Genomic DNA, 20,987 nt, shown 5'->3' on the forward strand with positions numbered 1-20,987 from the left:
ACCGGCTCGGACTCTGGAGCAACTGCGAGCCCGCCTGTCGCCCGTCCCAGGCCCTTTCGAAGAGGAGACCTGACAGTTATTCATTTACAGGCCCCCAGGGTGCCGGAGTACTGCCTGGCCACCCCGGGCGAGGACACACCGTCAAGGCAGCACCGGGATGCCACCCCGACGGTCACTTCGTGGCGCAAATGACCTCGACGAGGTGGCCCACTTGCTCCTCCGGTAGGCGACGTGCGAGGTCCGCCTCACTGATCATGCCGACCAGGCGATGGTTCTCAATGACCGGCAGCCGCCGGATCTTGTGCTCCTGCATGGCCCGCAGAACGTCATCCGAGTCGGCCCCAGCGTCAATGGTGATCGGTTTACCCTGCTCCAGCATGCCTGCGGTCATGCTCTTCGGGTCTTTACCCTTGGCGAGACACTTCACCACGATGTCGCGGTCGGTAACAATGCCGTGGAGCCTGTCGTCCGGCCCGCATACCGGGAGCGCTCCGACGTCCAGCTCGCTCATCCGGCGCGCCGCGACGTCCAGCGTCTCGTTCTCCTGGATGCAGGTTGCATCGGCGTGCATGATCTCCCGTGCAATGGTCATGGCCGTCTCCTTCGAGCCTGATGATCCACGCGGCAGAGCCCGCAGGTCCGGCCACGCCCCGAATCCTTCCTCCCTGAAACCAGTGTGGGTTCTTCGTATCCCCGACGCATGCTGGCCCCCAGAGTCGCCGCGCCTGGCCTGACCGCGTTCGGGACGGGATCTCGGTATCGGATGGTGATCCCTCTTGGTGTTCTCCGGGGCCATGGCGTCGACGGTTGCTGCTGCCCTCGCCGGCTACTGCGAGCTGGAGGCAAGTCCGGTCAGCCACATAGGGCTGCAGCCGTGATCGAGGACGTCGAAGTCGTAGGTGGTCAAGAGTCCGACGACACGCCGATGCTTGTCCAGAACGGGCAGGGTGCACACGCCGAACCTGCGAAGCGCGCGCCCCTCTTCTCGCGTCGCATGTGGTCCCCGCACCGCCAGCCTTCAAGGGCCCGGTCGCGGTGTGTGACAGCGCTCTGTTCACCGCTGCTCACGCAACAGCGTGAGGCGGCGCTTGTACTCCTCCTCGTCGATTTCCCCCCGGTCGAACCGTTCCGCAAGCAGGTCTTCGGCTCGCCGGCTTCCCCATGCCGGCTCACCGGAGGACGAACCCGGCTGGCGACCGCGGTGGGTATTGGTGAGGTAGTGAGTGAGGGCAACGATCCCGACGATCAGCAACGACCAGAACACCACCATGATCACGGTCATGAATAGCCATCCGCTCCAGGCCCAGCGTCCGTCGTACCACATCATGCCGATCACCTTCTTCGGGACGGCCGGCCCTTCAAATTCCACAGCGGCGCTGCATGACGCCGACAAGGAAGGGAAACGTGGGCCCTTTCAGGGGGCTGAACGGTCCGTGTGATCTGTACGCGGTCGGTCACTCACAAGTCCGCTCAAGGCGGTGGCCCTCGCGTGCCTCGGCGCTCTGTGGAGCACGACACATCGAAGGAACAACGGTGCGGGAGTCACCCTTCCACACTGCTGTCGCCCCTTGCGCCAGCTCCAAGGCGTGGAGGACGGCGGCAGGGATTGACGGGTGTGCAGTGTTCCCGGAAAGGACGTACCGAGGGCACTGCCGTCGGGCTTGTGGTCGGACGACAGCGGACGATGGCTCACTTGCCAGCGGGCGAACCCGGTACGTCGTCGATCCGGAACGTCAGGTGCTCGGTGACGGACACCACTCCGTCAACGCTCCGGCAGAGCCGTTCGATGACCGGAATCAAGCTCTTGAACTCGACGGCACCTGTCAGGGCCACCTCGCCCTGCCGGACCTCGACCATCACCTCCGAGGGTCCGAGGTCCATCTTCCGCTGCAGCGGATCCCGGTTGGTCTCCTCGCGGATGGCTTCATCTCGGCGCAGGAAAATCCGCAGCAGGTCTCTGCGGCTGACAATGCCCAGCAGCTTGTCCGTGTCGTCCACAACAGGCAGACGCTTCACATCCTGCACTTCCATGAGGCGGGCCGCCTCGACCACGGTCCACTCCGGCCGAGCACACACCGCGGGCGCCGACATCAGTTCCTCGGCCCTGGCCTCCTCGGCCTTGGCCCGCTCCCACTCCTCCAGGCATGGAATCGGGGTCCGGCCGGTCGGGTCGGCGATGTCTGCGGACTTGCGCAGCAGATCGGCCTCGGACAGGACGCCCATGGGCCGGTCCAGCTCGTCCACCACGGGCACCGCGGCGACATCGTTCTCCTATGTGGTGCACGGAGAGGAGGCGTCGTCCAACGCCCTGCCGGACCGGATCGACCGTGAGCTGGGCTGGACAGCGGTCGTACCCAGACCTGGAGAGGCCGGGTCCACTGAGCGGCGCCACGAGGCTGTCGCGCGCGGCTCGTTCTCCGCGGTGCCAGGCTGTGAATGAAGGACGGGAGACACATCGGTGTACGCCACGGAGCCTCACTCGTCGCAGATCCGACGCCAGGGCCGCACCGGCCCCGTCCTCTCCTGTTCGCCACCATGGCTGCAACCAGCCACTCGCCCGCTCCATCGAGGAACCTGCCATGACCTCCACCCGGTACACCGTCGACGACGTCATGACGAAGACCGTCGTCACCGTCACACCCGACACGGAATTCAAGGCGATCGCCGACGCCATCAAGCGGTGGAAGGTCACCGCCGTGCCGGTCGTCGCAGACGGGGACCGCGTCGTCGGCATCGTCTCCGAAGCCGACCTGCTCCCGAAGGAGGAGTTCCACGACCACCCGCCCGGCATGATCGACCAGATGCGCCGGCTGGGCGACACCGCCAAGGCCGGCTCGATCCGGGCCGAGGAACTGATGTCGAGCCCCGCCGTTGTGATCGGGCCCGGCGCCTCCCTGCCGGAGGCCGCCCGGCTCATGGCCGGCCGGCGTGTCAAGCGCCTCCCGGTCGTCGATGCCGATGGCAGGCTCAAGGGCATTGTCAGCCGCGCCGATCTCCTCAAGATCTTCCTGCGCCCCGACGACGACCTCGCCGCCGAAATACGCCGCGAGGTCGTCGACCGACTGTTCCCCGACTCTCACCGGGACGTGAAGGTCGACGTCACCTGGGGGGTGGCCACGCTCACCGGCCATGTCCCCGACACCGCCCTCATTCCCGTCGCCGCCCGCCTCGCTCAATCCGTGGAGGGCGTCGTCCGCGTGGACTGCCGGCTCGAAGGCCCGGCACCGGCCTGAGGGCTGTCCGGACAGGCTGTGGTCCCAGGGAACAGAGGTATTCCTGCCGAGGAGCCGTCCGGGACCAAGACAGGGACGAACGGCCCATACGTATCGGGCGGCGAGCCGCTCCATGCTGAAGCCATCGCCCCTTCCCGCCCCCGGGAGCCCACGATGCTCACCGAAGCATTCGACGACACCGCGCTGGCCGGCCTCGTCGCCGATGCCACCGCCGCCCCGTCCATGCACAACGCCCAGCCCTGGCAGTTCCACTACGGACGTCGCAGCCACACCCTCACGCTCCGGGCGGACTTCGAGCGCGCGATGCCCGAGGCCGATCCCTCCACCCGCGCCCTTCACATCGGCTGCGGCGCGGCCCTGTTCAACCTGCGGGTCTCCGCCGCCCACCACAGCCTGGACACGGCCGTCTCACTGCTGCCCGCATCGTCGGACCCCGCAGTACTGGCCACCGTCCGCCTCGGCATCCACCCGGACGAGCTGCGGAAACCCGTCGATGAAGCCCTTGCCGTTCTCCACCCCGCGATCAAGGACCGGCACACAAGCCGCTTCCCGTTCGACGAACGGCCGGTCCCCGAGGACATCCGGGCACGCCTCGCCGACGCGGCCCGTACCGAGGGTGCGGACTTCGCGTTCCTGACCCCGATCCACCTGGAGACCGTGCTCGGACTGATCCGGGACGCCGAGGGGTACGACCGCGGAGACCTCGCGCGGGAGGCCGAGCAACAACGCTGGACGCGGAACACGACGAGCAAGGCTCCCGTGGACGGAATCCCCGACTACGCCTTTGGGCCCCGCGACGCCTCCGAACGAGCCACCACCCGCGATTTCGCCGGGACCCGGGTCATCCCCGGCCGGGTCCGTGTCCTGTTCGAGCATCGCCCTCAACTGGCCCTGCTGAGCACCTCGGGCGACCGCGTCATGGACTGGCTGCGCGCGGGCCAGGCCCTGGAACGCGTCCTGCTGACGGCCACGCTCCACCAGGTGTCCATGTCATTCGCGACCCAGCCCCTCGAATGGCCGGACCTGCGCTGGATCCTGCGCGACCCGGTCTTCGGCACGGGACACCCGCAGATGATCATTCGTCTGGGGTACGGGTCGCACGGGCCGCGCACCCCACGGCGTCCTATCGGCGATGTGCTGACCATCGAACCGTAGAAACCCTGACCGCATACACCGCAGCAGGCAGCCATCCGAGCAGGAAAGGCGGTAGGAGCCATGCAGCTCTCGATAGTCGTCGGAGTGGACGGATCAGAGGGCAGTCTCCGTGCCCTGGACTGGGCCGCTTCGGAAGCGGCGCGCTCACGGCTTCCCTTGCGCGTCGTCCACGCGTCGTTGTGGGAGCGCTACGAAGGCATGCGTCCCACCTTCGACACCGGGCGTCCAGCCGAGCAGATCCTCGCCGAGCATGTCGTCGCATCCGCGCAGGAACGGGTAGGCCGCCTCCACACGGAGGTGAAGGTGATCGCCGACGTACAGCCCGAGGAGCCGGTGAGCGCGCTGGTGCGCGAGAGCCATGAGGCAGCCCTGGTCGTTCTCGGCTCCCGTGGCCGCGGCCGGATCACCGGCATGCTCCTGGGGTCCGTGAGCCTCGCCGTAGCGGGCCGGTCCCACTGCCCGGTCGTCGTGATCCCGGCGGCCGCACTGGCCGCTCAGCCGAAACCTGGCCGCGTCGTCGTCGGAATCGGCGACGCCGCAGGACCATCAGCAGCCGCCCGCTTCGCACTCGCCCAGGCGGCGTCGCGCCACGGCGAGCTGATCGCCGTACGCGCCTGGCGCTGCCCTGCCCACGAATCCGCGGATCATCCGCTCCTCGCCGGTTCCCCGGCCTCCGCACACCGTCAGCGGGCCGAGGAACACCTCGAGGACGTCCTGGCCGTCCTCGAACGGACCGGATCCGAAGCCGATGTCCACCGGTCGGTGGTGCAGGGTCCCGTGCACCAGGTACTCATCGAGGAGGCCGAGGGAGCGGAGCTCCTGGTCGTCGGCGCGCGTCGTGCCGGTGAACACCGTGGTCACCACCTCGGTGCGGTGAACCACGCGGTGCTGCACTACGCCTCCTGTCCCGTCGCAGTCGTCCCGGACACCCGCTGAACACCTGAGCTCTGCACCGGTCATCAAGGGGGCTGAGGGGGGTCGCGTAATCAGGCCGGTCGGCCTACGCACCATATGCCCTAAGTGGCGCACGATGAAGGGGCCGGGGACGGCGGCACCGCGGTCGGCCCGACGGCCGGACCGGATACCCACGAGGGACGTGTGGCGGATGACGCTTCGCCGCCTGGCCGGGCGACCCCGCGCAAGCACGCATATCGTTCGGTACGGGACCGGTCGACCCTGGTGTGTTCCGCTTGTTCGAACTCACGGGGGCGAAGCGGGGCCGCGCACCTCTTGAAGCCGAGGCCACCATGAGCGACGACACGGGGTTCTCGGCGCAGAGGCCGATCCGCGTGTTCCTGCTGGACGACCACGAGGTGGTCAGGCGCGGCGTCCAGGATCTGCTCGACGCGGAACCCGACATCGAAGTCGTCGGCGACGCCGGCACAGCCGATCACGCGCTGGCCCGCGGTCCGGCGCTCCGCCCCGACGTCGCGATTCTCGATGTGCGGCTGCCGGACGGCGACGGGATCACGGTCTGCCGTGAGCTGCGCTCTCGGATGCCGGAACTGGCCTGCCTGATGCTCACCTCGTTCGACGACGACGCACTGCTCGACGCCATCATGGCCGGCGCGGCCGGCTACGTACTGAAGGAGATCAAGGGCTCGGACCTCGTCACCGCCGTCCGCACACTGGCTTCCGGGCGCTCGACCCTCGATCCGTCCACGACGGCACGGCTGATGAACAGCCTGCGCGAGGAGCAGCCCGGTTCCGGCTCCGAGGAGGACGACGCGCTGTCAGGGCTGCCCCCAAGGGAGAAGGATGTCCTCGCGCTGATCGGCTAAGGGCCGACCAACAGCCAGATCAGCAAGCGCCTCTATCTGTCGGAGAAGACGGTCAGGAACCACATCTCCCGTCTGCTCGCGACGCTCGGTGTCGAACGCCGTATCCAGGACGCGGTGATCGCCGCACACACCTCGGAAGCTTCCCCGCCGGGTGCCGAGCCCCATCAAATCTGACCGTACGGCTCCTCGTAGCGACCCGCGCGGCATCAGGTCAGCCGCAGCGGCACCCGCCAGCTCAGCTTGGTTCCGCCCTGTGCGGACTGCCCCACATTCATCTCGCCGCCGAGTTTCTCGGCGCGCCGTGCGAGGTTGTCGAGCCCGCTGCGGGAATCGCACTGCCTGGGCATGCCCACACCGTTGTCGGAGACGATCAGGTTCACCTCGCCTTCTCCCACCACCAGCGAGATGTCCACCGCCGTGGCCCGCGCATGGCGGGCTACGTTGCTCAGCGCCTCGCCGAGCACCGCGATCACCTGCTCAGCGGTCTCGGCCGCTACATCCGTGTCGATCAGCCCTCCCATCCGCAGCGACGGCTGGAAGCCCAGGGTCCGGGTGGCCTGCTCGACCGTGGCCGCTGTCCGGGCTCGCAACCCCTGGCCGGCCCGACCCGGGCCACCGGCACGGAGTCCGAAGATAGTGGACCGGATGATCTTGATCGTCTCGTCCAGATCGTCCACCGCGCGCAGCAGCCGCTCGCTCGCCTGTGGCTGCTGCACGAGCCGAACCACGCTCTGCAGCGTCATCCCGGTGGCGAAGAGCCGTTGAATAGCCAGGTCGTGCAGATCCCTGGCGATACGGTCGCGCTCCTCCAGCAGGGCGATCTGCTCGGCGGACTCGCGCCGTTCGGTGAGTTCCAACGCCAGTGCCGCCTGTCCGGCGAACGCCAGCAGAGGGGCGGTCTCCGCATCGGTGAAGGCGGGATGCTCCCGTACCCGGGCCAGCAGCAGCACTCCACGGGTCCGCTCCCCCGTGACCATCGGCACCGCGACCGCTGGGCCGAGTCCCATCCACCTCGGCGGGCCCTCGGTGATCCTCGGATCATGTGCGATATCGAGGCTGGTGATCGGCTCCCCCGCGTCCAGGGCGGCACCGGCGAAAGATCCCGCTCGCGGCAGGACCAGACCGCGATGCGTCTCGGCATCCACCCCGGACGCCTGTGCCACCCGGAGGAACTTCCCTTCCACGGGCAGTGCCAGCACACCGAGATCCGCGGCAAGGATGCGTGAGGAGTGATCAACGATCATCTGCTGGACGCGTGCCTCGTCCGCCCCGCTCAGCAGAGCCGCGACGATCTCGCTGTTGGCTTCCTGCCAGCGCTGGCGATCGCGCGTCTCCGCATACAGATGGGCGTTCTCGATGGCCACGCCCGCCGCCACCGCGAGCGTCGACAGCGCGGTTTCGTCCTCGGTGTCGAAGACTCTGCCTCCCCGCTTCTGTGTCAGGTACAGATTTCCGAACACCTTCTCGCGAACCCGGACGGGAACCCCCAGGAACGAGTGCATCGGGGGGTGGTTCGGCGGAAACCCGTAGGACGAAGGATGCTCGGACAGCTCCACCAGACGCAACGGCTCGGGGTGGCGGATCAGCTCGCCCAGGATGCCGTGTCCCTCTGGCAGCGGGCCGATGGCCTCGCGCTGCTCCGCCGTGATGCCCACCGGCAGGAACTGCGCGAGCCGGGTTCCCTCACCGACCACTCCCAGGGCCCCGTACTCGGCATCGACCACGACGACCGCAGCCTCGACGATCCGACGCAGCACCTGGGGCAGATCGAGCTCTCTGCCCACCGACATGACGGCGTCCAGCAGCAGCGCCGCCTCGACCGGGCCCCGCATCACGGCGTCGAGCCGTTCCTGGAGATCGCCCGGCAGCGTTCCCAGCCAGCGGCGTGCCTCTCCGCAGTGGCCGGATCCCTTGTCGCCGTTGTCGCTGTTGTCGCTGTTGTCGCCCACGGTGCCTCCGTCATGACCTGCATAGTGCGGCGGGGTCACCTCTTCACGGTAGTAGCCTCACGGTGAGAAGCATCCGCTGAGCAGCGACCGGCTCAGCGAAGCGTCAAGGACGTCACACCGGGTCCCGCCACCCCGCTTGTGCACACGCCGCGATCACGACCCGGAGCCCGGAGGTGCGAGGAGCGGCTGCACGGCCCCGGTGACAGAGCCGTTCGTCCCCTGCCACAGGCCCGCCCCGCCAGGGTGTGATGGACAGGGACAGAACCGCAGGCAACGATGCCCGACGGACAGAGGTACGTCATGAATCGCTCTGCCTTCGTCACACGGCTGCGCTCGCCGGCCGGAGCGGTCACCTCACGGCTGGAGCCCGCGCTACTGACCGTCACGGCAGCGGCCCTCACCGCAGGAGGTGCCGCCTGGCTCACCGGCGACGAGGGCCTCGCCGACCTGCTGTGGGGCCTGGGCACCCTGCTCGCGGTGCCACCGGCGGTGGGCTGGGTGGCCGCCGCGCTCCGCCACGGCCGGGCCGGCGTCGACCTGATCGCGGTCCTCGCTCTCGGTGGCACCCTTGTCGTCCATGAGTACCTGGCCGGGGTACTCATCGCGCTGATGCTGGCCACCGGGCGAACACTGGAAGCGGCAGCCCGGCGGCGTGCCTCGCACGACCTGACGGCACTGCTGGAGCATGCGCCTCGCTCGGCACGGCGCCGGACAGCGGCCGGGGTCTCCACGGTCCCACTGAGCGAAGTCGCCACGGGTGACTTGCTCGTCGTGGGGCCCGGCGAGGTCGTCCCGGTCGACGGGCGGGTGGAGGGCGCCGCGGCCGAGCTCGACGAATCCGTGCTCACGGGCGAGTCCCTGAGCGTCGCGCGGCCGGTGGGCGACATCGTCCGCAGTGGTGTGCTCAACGCCGGCGGCGCCTTCGAGCTGCGCGCCACGGCGACCGAGCAGGACAGCACATACGCCGCGATCGTGCGACTGGCCGAGCAGGCCGGGGCCGGGGCCGCGCCCGTGGTACGGCTGGCCGACCGCTACGCGGCCTGGTTCCTTCCGCTCACCCTGGCAGTGGCGGGAGCTGCATGGCTGCTCAGTGGCTCAGCGGTGAGGGCGGTCGCGGTGCTGGTGGTCGCGACCCCGTGTCCGCTGCTGCTGGCCGCACCGGTGGCCATCGTCTCCGGGCTCTCCCGCGCCTCGCGCCTGGGAGTGGTGATGCGCGACGGTGGCGCTCTGGAGAACCTGGGCCGGGCCCGTACCCTGCTGCTCGACAAGACCGGCACTCTCACCCGCGGGCGCCCTCGCGTCATCGATGTGCTCGCCGCACCCGGATGGCGGCCGGCGGAGGTACTGAGGCTGGCCGCTTCGCTGGACCAGTACTCACCCCATGTCCTGGCCGCGGCGATCGTCGACAGCGCGCACGAACGGAAGCTGGTCCTGTCCGTCCCGTCCGATGTCACCGAGCAGCCCGGCCGGGGTGCTTCGGGCACCGTGGAGGGCCAACGGCTCTCCGTCGGCCGTTTCGACATGTCCGATGCCCGCCCGCCCTGGGCCAGGGCAGCGGACAACCGTGCGCTTCTCGACGGCGCGACCGTGGCCTGGCTGGCCGTGGACGGTTGTCCGGTGGGTGCGGTGCTGCTCCGGGATCCCCTGCGCCATGACGCCGCACGGACCCTGCGTCATCTGAGGGCCGCCGGCATCGAGCGACTGCTGATGCTGACCGGGGACCGAGCGGAGCCGGCGCGTGAAGTGGGGGCCGTCCTAGGTCTGGACGATGTCCGCGCCGGGCTCGACCCGGTCGACAAGGTCGCCGTGGTCCGGGCCGAACGCGAACGCGCGGTCACCGTCATGGTGGGGGACGGCGTGAACGACGCCCCCGCGCTGGCCGCGGCTGACATCGGTGTGGCGATGGGTGCTCGCGGCTCGACCGCCTCGTCGGAGGCGGCCGACATCGTGCTGACCGCCGACCGGGTGGACCGGCTCGCCGACGCCGTCTTCGTCGCCGTACGAGCCACCCGGATTGCCGTGCAGAGTGCCGTGGCCGGAATGGCCATGTCCGTGGCGGCGATGGCCGCGGCCGCCTTCGGCCTGCTGCCGCCCGCCCCGGGGGCCCTGCTCCAGGAGGCCATCGACGTAGCGGTCATCCTGAACGCCCTGCGCGCGCTGTGCGTGGACCGCGCGGCGCGGCCGGCGCTGACGCCCGCGGCCGAGGAACTCATTCACCGCTTCGCGTCGGAACACGACGACCTCCAGGACGTGCTCGAAGCGGTGCGCGGTGCGGCGGACCATCTCTCGGACGGCCCCGGCCCGCGGGCCCTGACTGCCGTCGAAGAAGCGCATCGGCTGCTCACCGAGCGGCTGCTGCCCCACGAGTACGCCGAGGAGCACGAGCTCTACCCTGCGCTCGCGCCCACCCTGGGCGGGCCGGAGTCGACGGCCACCATGAGCCGCGCCCACACCGAGATCGAACGCCTCTCCCGCCGCATCGCGACCCACCTGCGGCTGGCCCACGCCGAGGGCGGCCTGTCCCCCGGCCAGCTCGACGATCTGCGCTGCTGCCTGTACGGGCTGCATACGGTCCTGCGCCTGCACTTCACGCAGGAGGAGGAGAACTACTTCTCGCTGGCCCAGTAAGCCGACCGGGGCCGCGCTCCCCCGCTCGCCGCGTCGCTGCCCGGGGCCTGCGGCCCTGGCGCGGAGCGCGGTGCTCAGGTTTCGGTCCCGCTTCCGCGCCGGCCACCGCCCGACCGGTGCGCCGTGGCAGTGGGCGGGCGAGCCGGCTGCCGGACGCCCAGTGCCCGGGCACGACGGCCCTCACCGAGGATGCAGCGGCGTACGCGCGGCCAGGGGTGGCTCGCATGGGCCGATGGGCCCTGGTCGGAACCGAGCGGCCCTTGGTGGCGGGACCTGCGAGCGCTCACGCTGTGAAACAGCGACACGAAGGGAGCCGGTGTGATGACTTCCACCACCATGACCACTGCTTTGCCCACCGAGCACCGCGACCGCCTGCTGCGCCTCGCCCGCGAAGTCTCCTTCGATGCCGGTACCCGGCTGTTCGAGGAGGGCCGGCGCGCCGACCACTTCTGGGTCATCCGCACCGGCACCATCGCCCTCGATCTGCATGTGCCGGGCCGTCGTTCCGCCGTCATCGAGTCGATCGGGCGCGGCGAACTGGTCGGCTGGTCCTGGCACTTCCCGCCCTTCACCTGGCACTTGGGCGCCGAGGCGATGAGCCCGGTACGGGCCTGGGAGTTCGACGCGGAGGCGGTCCGGGCGGTGTGTGCCGAGGATCCGGAGTTCGGCCGGGCGATCGCGGTCTGGGTCGGCCGGGTGGTCGCCCAGCGGCTGCACGCCTCCCGGGTCCGGCTGCTGGACCTCTACGCCCCTTACGGCAGTGGTGGTCTGACGTGACCGCCCGTTACTGGAGGGAGGACGGTATACGCATCGTGGTGACGCCCGCCGGGGCCGCACGCGCCCGTCCGTACACTCGGGTCTCCTCACGCACCGTCAGGTCCCGCTGGTGAGGAGGTTCTTCACCTCGGCGACATCCGCGATGCCTGCCACCTCCGCCACCAGCCGAGCCGCGTCGGCCGTCGGCATGTTCCCGGTCAACTCCACGATGCCCTCGTGCACGGCCGCCTCCACCGATTCCCGGCCGCCGGGCGGGCAGCACGACTCGATCCTGGCCATGACCTCCGCCCGGATTTCGGCATCGTCCCTGATGAGAGCCTGCAGTAGCGCGTCGCGTCGTACGACGCCGACCAGGCGGCCCCCGCGATCGGTGACCGGGAGCCTCTTCAGCCGGGACAGCGCAGCGAGCCAAGCGGCCTCGGCGACGGTCGCGTCGGGCAGCACCGTGATCGCGGGACTCGTCATGAGGTCGGCCGCTGTCTCGCCGATGGCCTTGCCGTGGATTCGCCGCTCGCGCAGCCTGCCGATGCGTCCGACCCGGTGGCCGGAGGCCTCGAAGGCGACCTTCGCCAGCAGATCGGACTCCGAGACGACGCCGACCACGTGATCCTCGTCGTCCACGACCGGAATCGCGCCGACCTGCTCGCGTGCCAACAGGCGGGCGATGTCGCGGTACGGCAGATCGTCGCGCAGAGAGGCGGCGGGTACGTCCATCACGTCCCGCACCGGAGGTGTCCCCGCCCCGGGTGGCGGGGACGGCTGCGGAGGCGACGGCGCCGAACGGGCTGTGCCGCCTGCCGGAGCCTGCTCCTCGGCGCGTGCGTGCCCGGCCGCGGCCGAGGCCACAGCTCCGAGATAGCGAATCAGCGCGCCCTGCCGTTCCGCCTCGCGGGGGCTCTCCGGCCGGGAAGGCAGGTCCCGCCGGGCCTCGGCCTGCGCGGAGTGGTTCTCGTGCCTGTTCACGGCGGCCTCCGGACTCCGTCGGGTTGCCTACCGTCCCAGTCTTCCGCTCCGGTTGGCCTTGCCAAGAGCCGAACGGCCCTGGTGGAACGGCGTGACGGCCCTATGCCGGTGCGGGGTGGAACGGGAACGGTGAGAATGAAGGAGCAGCCGATAGACGGGAGGCCGCCGATGAGTCTGCGGGACTTCCTGGAGCGGTTCCGTCCTGCGGGAACACCGGGACCGTCCGCCACCGGCGTGCCCGCCGACCGTACGGCCGAGCGTGTCGCGGAACTGGAGCCCACACTCACGCAGCTGATGGATGTGCAGCGGGAGGCGGCACGGATCCGGGCCTCGGCGGACGAGGCGGCCGAGGCCGTGCGGCGGGACGCCGCGCGGGAAGCGGCAGAGCTCGTCGCAGCCGCCCGGGCGCAGGCTCCTGAGATCCGTCGGCAGGCCGCGGAACCCGTCCGCCGGGACGCCCGGCGGGAAACGGACGCCCTTCGCGCCGCCGGGGACCGGGCTGCCGCGACTGTCCGGAGGCGGGCGAGGCAGCGCATACCTGATCTGGTGGACCACGCGGTGGCTGACGCGCTGCACCTGGCCTGCGGCCCGGACGAGGGCGAAGCGCCATGAGCTCGGGCTGGACCGCCGGGTCGGTGCGGGCCAAGGCCTTGGCCGGCCGGCACCCCGGCGTCGGCGGTGCGCGGGAGGTCGCCGCCTGCGACACGCTCGACGATGCCCTGCGGTGCCTGGCGGCGACGCCGTACGCGAGAGGTGCGCGGGCGGCGGTCGGCCTGCCCGAGGCCCAGCGGGCGGTGACCGCCACGCTGCTGTGGCATCTGCGGATGCTGGCCGGCTGGCTCCCCCAGGGCGGTGTTCGTCTGCTCGTTCCGCTGGCAGCGGGGTTCGAGATCGCCAATGTGGCCTCCCGGCTGGCCGCACCGGACGGTCGCCGCGTGGATACTTTGCAGCCGTACCGGCTCGGGGCCCTGGAGACCGCCTGGCGGGGTCTGGAACGTGCCGGAACACCCGCGGAACTGCGGGCGGCGCTCGCCGCCTCGCCCTGGGGTGATCCGGGCGATGACACGCCGTGGGCCCTGGTCACAGGGATGCGGATGGCGGCCGCGCGGCGCACCGCCATCGCCGTGGCGCCCGCGCACCGCTGGGCCCGGGGGCGGGCCGCCCTGCTGACGGCCCGTGAACGATTCGTGTACCGGCGCTCTCTTCCGGAGCCGGCGCGGCGTGACGCGGCACGGCTGCTCGGGGCGCGGGCGCCGGCGGCCGCCTCGTACCAGGAGTTCCGCGAGCGTCTTCCCGCTACGGCTGGCTGGGTCCTGGCGGAGGCCGACGAACCGGGGGCTCTGTGGAAGGCCGAAGCCCACTGGTGGCGGACGGTGCAGGGCGACGGTGCGGCAATGCTGCGCGACGGTCGCTGCGGGCCGCGGGTCGTCGTCGGCGCGGTCGCGGTGCTGTCCGTGGACGCCTGGCGGGTGCGGGCGGCGCTGGAGTCGGCGGCACGCGGCGGACGGCACCGGGAGGTCTTCGATGCCCTGGTCTGAGGCGATGGCACCGGTCCGGATGCGCCGTGTGGCAGTGATCGTCCCGGAGGCCGCCCTGCGAGGCTCGCTGGTGCGGATCGCCGAGGCCGGCTGCGTGGAGCTGGACCGTGCCGAGGAAGCCGCTCCGGGAGCGGCGGCGGTGCGGCTCCAGCGGATGCGGGGCGGTGCCACAAGGACCGCACCCGGGAGCGTCGCTTCGGCCGTCCTGGCCGTCGGCGCGCCCGATCTCGATCTGCTGGAAGAGCGGAACGATGCCGGGTTGCTGGCGGGCGAGGCTCAGCTGGAAGAGCTCATGTCAGGCGCTGTACGACGCGGAGAGGTGGCCGCGCTGGTCGGGTGGTGCCCAGCCGCCGAGGTGCGCCGCGTCGCGGACCGGCTGTCCGCCGCGGGCGGCACGCTGGTGCCGCTGCCGTCCCCGCGCGGCGCGGATCCGCCGACGCTGCTGCGGTCGGGCGGCTCCGCATCCTTCACGCCGCTCGTGACGACGTACGGCACACCGGCCTACGCCGACCTGGACCCCTCGTGGCCGACGGGGCTCGCCTACGTCGCGATGTTCGGGATGATGTTCGGTGACGTGGGCCACGGGGCCCTGCTGGTCCTCGGCGCGCTCGCGCTCCGCCTCGGACGGCCCCGCCGGCTCGCCGCGCTGCGTCAGCTGTGGTCGTTTCTGGCGGGCGCGGGGATCGCCGCCATGGTCGCGGGCGCAGCCTATGGAGAGTTCTTCGGTCCGACCGGGCTGCTGCCGGTCCTGTGGCTGAGCCCGTTGGACAGCCCTGCCCGGCTGCTCACCGCCGCCGTGGTCTTCGGAGCAGGGCTGCTCACGGTCGCGCACGCCGCCGGAGCGGTCAACCGAGTACGTGAGCAGGGCTGGGGAACAGCTCTGTACGCGGCGTCGGGCTGGGCCGGGCTGCTGTTCTACCTGGGGCTCGCGCTGGCCACGGCGGGCCTGCTCCTGCGTTGGCCGCCCGCAACCGTTGCCGGGGCGGCGCTCGGGGTGACCGGGCTGGCGCTGGTGGCCCTCGGACTGTTCCGGGCCACGGCCGGCGGCCCGGCCGGATGCGCCGAGACAGCTGTACGACTGTTCGACGTCGTCGTGCGCGCGGGCACCAACACTGTGTCGTTCGCCCGGCTTGCAGCCTTCGGTCTCACCCACGCGGCGCTCGCCGACCTGGTGTGGCGCGGCACCGTCGGCCTGGCCGGGCGCGGCGGCGCCGGAGTGGCCGGCGCCGTGATGCTGTTCGCCGTGGGTACGGCCCTCTCATTGGCTCTGGAGGCCCTGGTGGCAGGCGTGCAAGCCCTGCGGCTTGAGTACTACGAACTCTTCTCCCGCCTATTCGGGGCGGAGGGCCGACCGTTCTGCCCCTGGCACGTTCCGGTGGCGGAACCTGCCGATCGTGCTACGAAGGTGATCCCATGCTCACCTGGCTGATCGTCCTGCCTGTTCTGGCTGCGGTGCTCGGCGCTGCCCGGCTGCTGCGGCGACGCAGGGCGAGACACGCCTTCCGGTGGCTGCTGGCCACCAACCTGGCCCTGCTGGGCGGGGCCTGTGCCGTCCTGGCCACGGCTCTGACGGCCCCCGCGCAGGCTTCGGCCCAGGCCGCCGGATCCGGCGGAGGCAACGGGGCCGCCTTGATCGGGGCAGCCATAGCGGTGGCCGGTGCGTCGATCGGGTCTGCGATCGCCGTGGCCTATACGGGCGCGGCGGCGCTCGCCGCGCTGAGCGAACGTCCGGAGATGTTCGGCCGAGCGATGGTGATCGTCGGCCTGGCGGAGGGCATCGCCGTGTACGGCCTGGTGGTGGCGATCCTGCTGATCGGGAGAGCCTGAGATGGGCACCGTATCCGCCATCGGGGCACGGACCGGCGTGTGCGGCCTGGCGCTGGCAGGGGTCAACGTCGTCGTCGCGGAAGATTCGGACGCTGTCCGCCGCGCTTGGCGCGCACTTCCCGGCACGACCGGCCTCGTGATCCTCACGGCGGAGGCCGCCGAAACGCTGGGGGCCGAGGCGACGGCGCCCGATCCGTCCCGCCCGCTGACGGTGGTGACGCCCCGGTGACCGCTTCCGTGGACGCGCTGGACCCTGTACGCGCAGAACTGCTGCGTGCGGCTCGGGCCTCGGCCGACGCGGTCCGGGACCGTGCACGGGCCGACGCCGCCGAGACCCTGCGCGCCGCCCGCGCGATGGCCGAGGACCTGCTGGCGCACGCGCGGGACCTCGGCACGGCCGAGGGCATCGCGTGCGTGGAGCGGGAGCGGGTACGAGCAGTGCAGGATGCCTGGGCAGCGGAGCTCGTGGTCCGTGCGGAGGTGTACACGGAGCTGAGGTGTGCGGTCCGTGAGGGTGTGCGCCGGGCACTGATGGAAGGTGCTGTGCCGCAGGCCCGGCTCGCCGGGACGGCGCGGGCCCTGTTGGGAACGGAGGCACGGGTCACGGCCGCCGAAGGGGGCGGTGTGACGGCCGAGGCGTCCGGCCGCCGGGTCGATCTGTCGGCCGACGCCCTCGCCGACCGGGCCCTGAACCGGCTGGGTGCGCGGGCCGAGACGTTGTGGGAGCCGTAGTGACCGCCCCGGGAAGCCAGGGGGCGGAGCCGCGAGCCCCGGGAACCGGTCCGGCGCACCCGGCGCGCGACGATACGTTCAGCTCTCGGATCCTCCGGGTCGCCGGTCCACTAGTGGAGATCACCTGCCCGGCCACGGTCGCCATGCACGACACCGTCGTGCTCGGGGCCGACCGGGTGCCGGGCGAGGTGGTCGCCATCCGGGGCGACACGGCCACGGTCCAGGCGTACGAGTACACGGGTGGGCTAGCCCCGGGGCATCCGGCAGAGCCGGAGGGCAGGCCGCTGTCGGTGCGGATGGCGCCGGATCTGCTCGGCGGCGTGTTCGACGGTCTGCTGCGTCCCCTGGCCGGCGCCGGCGACTTCCTGACCAGCGGATCGGGCGGTGTGCCGGACCGGCGTTCCTGGCAGTTCACCCCGCGGGTCCGCGCGTGAGCGCGGGTCGCAGCCGGCGACGCGCTCGGGGAAATCGAAGCGATCGTACCTCTTCGGCTGCTGGCGCCGCCGGGCAGGTCGGGCGAGGTGACCCGGATGGTCCCGGCGGGCGAGCACTCCCCGGACGACGTGCTCGCCGTCGTGGGCGGGCACGAGGTGCGGATGGCGCAGTCCTGGCCGGTGCGCAGGCCGCGGCCGGTCGCGGAGCGGTTGCCGGCGGACCGGCCGCTGCACACCGGTCAGCGAGCCGTCGACCTGCTCTTCCCAGTGGCGCTCGGCAGCACGGTCGCCGTGCCGGGCGGCTTCGGCACCGGCAAAACCATGTTGTTGCAGCAGATCGCCAAGTGGTGCGACGCCGACGTGATCGTCTATGTCGGCTGCGGTGAGCGCGGCAATGAGATGGCGGACGTCATCGAGGAGCTGGCGGAGCTGACCGACCCGCGTACGGGAGGTCTGCTGGCGGAGCGGACCGTGACGATCGCGAACACCTCCAACATGCCGATGATGGCCCGCGAGGCGAGCGTGCACACGGGCGCGACGGTCGCCGAGTACTTCCGCGACATGGGCCTGGACGTCGTCCTGATCGCCGACTCGACCTCCCGGTGGGCCGAGGCATTGCGGGAGTTCTCCTCCCGCATGGGTGAACTCCCCGCCGAAGAGGGCTATCCGGCGGGGCTCGCCTCACGACTGGCCGCGTTCTACGAGCGAGCCGCCGCGGTTCGGACCCCGGGCGGCGCAACCGGCTCCGTCACGGTGATCGGATCCGTTTCCCCACCGGGCGGCGACCGCGCGGAGCCGGTCACCGCCCACACCGAACGCTTCGTACGGTGCCTGTGGAGCCTGGACCGCGACCTCGCCTACGCCCGACACTACCCGGCCGTCTCCTGGGCCGACTCCTTCTCGCGGGACGTGCCCGTGCTGGCCGGCTCGCATGCCCGGTCCGGTGATCCTGGGTGGGCCGCACGACGCGGGCGGGCTGCGCGGCTGCTGGCCGAGTCGGACCGGCTGGCCGACCTGGTCGAACTGGTCGGCATCACGGCACTGCCGCCCCGGGAAAGGATCAGTGTGCTCGCCGGACGGCTGCTGCGCGAGGCCGTGATCCAGCAGAACGCACTGTCACCCATGGACGCCTACAGCGCCCCCGAGAAGACGGCTGCACTCGTGGAAGCCACGCTCACGGTGATCGACCGCTGCCTGGAACTGGTCAGCTCCGGTGCTCCGGCGGACGCGGTCGAGGCGGTGGACTTCACCCCGCTCCTGCGTGCCCGCGAGACCGCGGGTCCTCTTGAGACCGCTCCGGTGACGGAGGCACGGGACATCGTGCTGGCCCGGCTCAAGGAGCTGGCGTGAGCGGCATCGTGGACATCGAGTACACGGCCGTGCGGGAACTGCGCGGGCCGCTCGTGATCGTCGAAGGCGTGAGCGGGGTGGGCTGGGACGAGTTCGCCACGATCACGCTCGATTCCGGTGAACGACGGCACGGGCTCGTCCTCGAAGTGAACGGTGACCTCGCGGTGGTGCAGGTGCTGGAGGACACGGCCGGCATGGACAGGGCGGCTACACGTATCGCCTTCGCGGGGACGCCGCTGCGGATCCCGGTCGGCTCCGGATGGCTGGGGCGGGTGTGCAACGGCCGGGGTGAACCGGCCGACGGCGGGCCGCCGGTGCTGGGCGGCACGGACGCCCCGGTCGGTGGCGTGCCGATCAACCCCGTCCGCCGGGAACCGCCGAACGAGCCGGTGCTGACCGGCGTGGGCGCCGTGGACGTCCTCACCACACTGGTGCGGGGCCAGAAGCTGCCGGTGTTCTCCGCGGCGGGTCTGCCTCATCTGGAGTTGGCGGTGCAGATCGCGGCCCAGGCGACGTGCGGCGGTGAGCCGTTCGCCGTCGTCTTCGCCGGAATGGGGCTCACGCATGCCGACGCGGCCTTCGTCCGTGCCGGTCTGGCCGCCCGTTCCGCCGCACGAGAGCTGGCCCTCCTCGTCAACACGGCCGACGATCCCGTGATCGAACGGCTGCTGACCCCGCGTCTCGCGCTGACCGTCGCCGAGCACCTCGCGTTCGCGCAGGGCCGGCACGTGCTGGTGGTCATGACCGATATGACGGCCTACTCGGAGGTGTTGCGCGAGGTGTCCGCCGCACGGGGCGAGATCCCGGCCCGGCGGGCCTATCCCGGCTACCTCTACAGCGACCTCGCGTCACTGTACGAACGCTGCGGAAGCATCAAGGGCCGCCCGGGGTCGGTGACCGTACTGCCGGTGCTCACCATGCCCGCGGGCGACATCACCCACCCCGTGCCCGACCTCACGGGCTACATCACGGAGGGTCAGGTCGTGCTCTCCCCCGATGTCCACTCCGCCGGTACATATCCCCCGGTCGACCCGCTGGCCTCGCTGTCGCGGCTGATGCGCAAGGGGGCGGGACCGGGGCGTACCCGCGCGGACCATCCGGCCGTCGCCGCGCAGTTGATCGCGGCGCTGGCCCGGTCCCGGCAGGTCCGGGAGCTCGCCGACCTGATCGGGCGGCCCGCGCTCAGCCCGACAGACCTGCGCTTCCTGGACCTGGACGACGCCTTCCGGGACAGGTTCCTGGCCCAGGGGACGGACGAGAACCGGTCGCTGGAGGAGTCCCTGGGCCGGGCCTGGGAAGTGCTGCTGACTCTGCCGCGCAGCCAGCTCGGCATGATCCCCGCTGACCTGTTCGACGCCCACGCCCCGCCGCGGGACGAGGAGCCGACATGAGCGGCCACGGGCGCCGGGTACCGGCAGGACGTGCTGGCCGGCTGCGCCTGCGCCGGAGCCTCGCCGGCGCGCTGCGCGGAGCGGACCTGCTGGAACGCAAGGCACGGCTTCTCGTGGACCGCGAGCGCGTGGAGCGGCGAGCGGCCGGGGAAGCGGGCCTGGTATGGCGGGATCGACTGGCCGAAGCCGATGCCTGGCTGGTGCGCGGGGTGATGCTCGGCGGCGAACGGGCGCTGGCCGAGGCCGTTCCTGCGGACCGGGCCCGCGCCGAGGTCCGGTGGGACGCGCTGATGGGTGTGCGCCATCCCGCAGCCGTGACCTGGACCGGCCCCGTCCGTTCACCGGCAGAGCCGACGCCCCCCAACACCGCGCTCGCACACGCCGAGACGGCCTACCGCGCCGCGGTCCGCGCCGCAGCGGACCACGCGGCCCACCAGGCAGCCGCCGATCTGCTCGCCGCCGAGGCCAAACGGACCCGGCAGCGGGTGCGCGCCCTGCGCCGTCACTGGATCCCTCGGCTCCAGAGCGAACTGACGGCGGTGAACATCGCGTTGGAGGAAGCCGAGCACGAGGAAGCGGTACGGCGCCGCTGGGCGGCCGGGCGAGAAGCCGGCTGACAGCCACCGAAGCGTGCCGACGGCGGGCCCGTGGCGGGGCCCGCCCCGCACAGCCGACCGCTCAGGCGCCGTGCTTGATCTCCACGTGCTTGGCCGACGGCTTCTCGGCTCCCATGCCCACGCTGACCGTGAGCATGCCATCGGTGTAGTCCGCCGTGACATCGTCCTCGTCCGCGCCCGACGGCAGCGTCACGCTGCGGCTCATCACGCCGTAGCGGATCTCGCTGTGGTTCTTGTCCACTTCCCTCTCGGTGCGTTCGGCCTGGACGGTCAGCACACCGTCGCTGATGAAGACATCGATGTTCTCGGGAGATGTACCCGGAAGCTCTGCCCTCACCACGTAACGGCCGTTCTCCGTGTAGTCCTCGATACGCACTGTGTACAGCTCGCCCATGGTGGGCATCGCGAACCGGGCGGGCAGGTTCTCGAACCAGTCCGGGACGTCCGGGAACGGGAATCTCTGGCCGCGCTTCAGGGTGGTCATCGTGGCACCTCCTCGGTGTTCGGTCGCCGGTGCCGACACCCCCAGTCCAGCGCGGCCGGGTTCCGATTACTGAGGCCGATCGGCCCATGCCCGGGGTCCCTCCGGTCCCTTTCTCCCAGTCGGCCCGC

The 20,987-nt window shown here is 71.3% G+C and carries 20 protein-coding genes and 3 pseudogenes; 17 read left to right on the forward strand and 6 right to left on the reverse strand.

Annotated elements, in window-relative coordinates:
* Positions 1 to 172: 172 nt before the first annotated feature.
* The 3 genes and pseudogenes from ACIRJP_RS04965 to ACIRJP_RS04975 form a co-directional block, all read right to left on the reverse strand.
* Positions 173 to 592: a CBS domain-containing protein gene (locus ACIRJP_RS04965; RefSeq protein ID WP_404168221.1), complete on the reverse strand. Its 420-nt coding sequence runs from the start codon at positions 590 to 592 to the stop codon at positions 173 to 175.
* 462 nt (positions 593 to 1,054) lie between these two features.
* Positions 1,055 to 1,327, reverse strand: coding sequence for an SHOCT domain-containing protein (locus ACIRJP_RS04970; RefSeq protein ID WP_404168223.1), 273 nt, complete (start codon positions 1,325 to 1,327; stop codon positions 1,055 to 1,057).
* Between the two features lie 362 nt (positions 1,328 to 1,689).
* A pseudogene (locus ACIRJP_RS04975) lies at positions 1,690 to 2,271 on the reverse strand (CBS domain-containing protein); the annotation flags it as partial.
* Between ACIRJP_RS04975 and ACIRJP_RS04980 the strand changes: the two are divergent.
* From ACIRJP_RS04980 to ACIRJP_RS05000, 5 genes and pseudogenes are all read left to right on the forward strand, one after another.
* The gene (locus ACIRJP_RS04980) at positions 2,222 to 2,440 is read left to right on the forward strand and encodes a hypothetical protein (protein WP_404168225.1); all 219 of its coding nucleotides are present in this window, start codon (positions 2,222 to 2,224) and stop codon (positions 2,438 to 2,440) included. The pseudogene ACIRJP_RS04975 and the gene ACIRJP_RS04980 overlap by 50 nt on opposite strands.
* 139 nt (positions 2,441 to 2,579) lie before the next feature.
* On the forward strand, positions 2,580 to 3,233 hold the full coding sequence (locus tag ACIRJP_RS04985; RefSeq protein WP_404168227.1) for a CBS domain-containing protein: 654 nt from the start codon (positions 2,580 to 2,582) through the stop codon (positions 3,231 to 3,233).
* A 153-nt stretch (positions 3,234 to 3,386) separates the two neighbouring features.
* The gene (locus ACIRJP_RS04990) at positions 3,387 to 4,388 is read left to right on the forward strand and encodes an Acg family FMN-binding oxidoreductase (protein ID WP_404168229.1); all 1,002 of its coding nucleotides are present in this window, start codon (positions 3,387 to 3,389) and stop codon (positions 4,386 to 4,388) included.
* Positions 4,389 to 4,448: 60 nt separating this feature from the next.
* Positions 4,449 to 5,324: a universal stress protein gene (locus ACIRJP_RS04995; protein WP_404168231.1), complete on the forward strand. Its 876-nt coding sequence runs from the start codon at positions 4,449 to 4,451 to the stop codon at positions 5,322 to 5,324.
* A 311-nt stretch (positions 5,325 to 5,635) separates the two neighbouring features.
* Positions 5,636 to 6,343, forward strand: a pseudogene (locus ACIRJP_RS05000) (response regulator).
* 32 nt (positions 6,344 to 6,375) lie between these two features.
* On the opposite strand, the gene ACIRJP_RS05005 reads toward ACIRJP_RS05000, so the two are convergent.
* Positions 6,376 to 8,118 (reverse strand): GAF domain-containing protein, encoded by a 1,743-nt coding sequence (locus ACIRJP_RS05005; RefSeq protein ID WP_404168233.1) that lies wholly within the window; start codon positions 8,116 to 8,118, stop codon positions 6,376 to 6,378.
* A 300-nt stretch (positions 8,119 to 8,418) separates the two neighbouring features.
* Here ACIRJP_RS05005 and ACIRJP_RS05010 point away from each other — a divergent pair, with 300 nt between their 5' ends.
* Both ACIRJP_RS05010 and ACIRJP_RS05015 read left to right on the forward strand, forming a co-directional pair.
* On the forward strand, positions 8,419 to 10,746 hold the full coding sequence (locus tag ACIRJP_RS05010) for a heavy metal translocating P-type ATPase (RefSeq protein ID WP_404168234.1): 2,328 nt from the start codon (positions 8,419 to 8,421) through the stop codon (positions 10,744 to 10,746).
* 321 nt (positions 10,747 to 11,067) lie between these two features.
* Positions 11,068 to 11,523, forward strand: coding sequence for a Crp/Fnr family transcriptional regulator (locus tag ACIRJP_RS05015; protein ID WP_404168235.1), 456 nt, complete (start codon positions 11,068 to 11,070; stop codon positions 11,521 to 11,523).
* A 96-nt stretch (positions 11,524 to 11,619) separates the two neighbouring features.
* On the opposite strand, the gene ACIRJP_RS05020 is transcribed toward ACIRJP_RS05015, so the two are convergent.
* Positions 11,620 to 12,486: a CBS domain-containing protein gene (locus ACIRJP_RS05020; RefSeq protein WP_404168236.1), complete on the reverse strand. Its 867-nt coding sequence runs from the start codon at positions 12,484 to 12,486 to the stop codon at positions 11,620 to 11,622.
* A gap of 168 nt (positions 12,487 to 12,654) precedes the next feature.
* Here ACIRJP_RS05020 and ACIRJP_RS05025 point away from each other — a divergent pair, with 168 nt between their 5' ends.
* From ACIRJP_RS05025 to ACIRJP_RS05070, 10 genes and pseudogenes are all read left to right on the forward strand, one after another.
* Positions 12,655 to 13,098, forward strand: coding sequence for a hypothetical protein (locus ACIRJP_RS05025; RefSeq protein ID WP_404168238.1), 444 nt, complete (start codon positions 12,655 to 12,657; stop codon positions 13,096 to 13,098).
* Positions 13,095 to 14,024, forward strand: a complete 930-nt coding sequence (locus tag ACIRJP_RS05030; RefSeq protein ID WP_404168240.1) for a hypothetical protein — start codon at positions 13,095 to 13,097, stop codon at positions 14,022 to 14,024. Before ACIRJP_RS05025 ends, ACIRJP_RS05030 begins: the two co-directional genes overlap by 4 nt.
* Entirely contained in the window at positions 14,011 to 15,453 is a 1,443-nt protein-coding gene (locus ACIRJP_RS05035; RefSeq protein ID WP_404168242.1) for a V-type ATPase 116kDa subunit family protein, read from the forward strand. Before ACIRJP_RS05030 ends, ACIRJP_RS05035 begins: the two co-directional genes overlap by 14 nt.
* Positions 15,438 to 15,851, forward strand: coding sequence for an ATP synthase subunit C (locus ACIRJP_RS05040; protein ID WP_404168244.1), 414 nt, complete (start codon positions 15,438 to 15,440; stop codon positions 15,849 to 15,851). Before ACIRJP_RS05035 ends, ACIRJP_RS05040 begins: the two co-directional genes overlap by 16 nt.
* A gap of 1 nt (position 15,852) precedes the next feature.
* On the forward strand, positions 15,853 to 16,080 hold the full coding sequence (locus tag ACIRJP_RS05045; RefSeq protein WP_404168246.1) for a hypothetical protein: 228 nt from the start codon (positions 15,853 to 15,855) through the stop codon (positions 16,078 to 16,080).
* On the forward strand, positions 16,077 to 16,583 hold the full coding sequence (locus ACIRJP_RS05050; protein WP_404168248.1) for a hypothetical protein: 507 nt from the start codon (positions 16,077 to 16,079) through the stop codon (positions 16,581 to 16,583). The genes ACIRJP_RS05045 and ACIRJP_RS05050 overlap by 4 nt, the downstream gene beginning before the upstream one ends.
* Complete coding sequence (locus tag ACIRJP_RS05055; protein WP_404168250.1) at positions 16,583 to 17,017, forward strand: hypothetical protein; 435 nt, start codon at positions 16,583 to 16,585, stop codon at positions 17,015 to 17,017. The genes ACIRJP_RS05050 and ACIRJP_RS05055 overlap by 1 nt, the downstream gene beginning before the upstream one ends.
* Before the next feature lie 15 nt (positions 17,018 to 17,032).
* Positions 17,033 to 18,367: pseudogene (locus ACIRJP_RS05060) on the forward strand (V-type ATP synthase subunit A); the annotation flags it as partial.
* The gene (locus ACIRJP_RS05065) at positions 18,364 to 19,758 is read left to right on the forward strand and encodes a V-type ATP synthase subunit B (RefSeq protein ID WP_404168252.1); all 1,395 of its coding nucleotides are present in this window, start codon (positions 18,364 to 18,366) and stop codon (positions 19,756 to 19,758) included. The pseudogene ACIRJP_RS05060 and the gene ACIRJP_RS05065, both read left to right, overlap by 4 nt.
* Positions 19,755 to 20,375: a V-type ATP synthase subunit D gene (locus ACIRJP_RS05070; protein ID WP_404168254.1), complete on the forward strand. Its 621-nt coding sequence runs from the start codon at positions 19,755 to 19,757 to the stop codon at positions 20,373 to 20,375. Before ACIRJP_RS05065 ends, ACIRJP_RS05070 begins: the two co-directional genes overlap by 4 nt.
* Positions 20,376 to 20,436: 61 nt before the next feature.
* Here the strand turns inward: ACIRJP_RS05070 and ACIRJP_RS05075 are convergent, their stop codons facing one another.
* Entirely contained in the window at positions 20,437 to 20,859 is a 423-nt protein-coding gene (locus ACIRJP_RS05075) for an Hsp20/alpha crystallin family protein (protein WP_404168256.1), read from the reverse strand.
* Positions 20,860 to 20,987 lie beyond the last annotated feature (128 nt).

Source organism: Streptomyces sp. NPDC102437 (assembly GCF_044765565.1).
Lineage (GTDB): Bacteria > Actinomycetota > Actinomycetes > Streptomycetales > Streptomycetaceae > Streptomyces.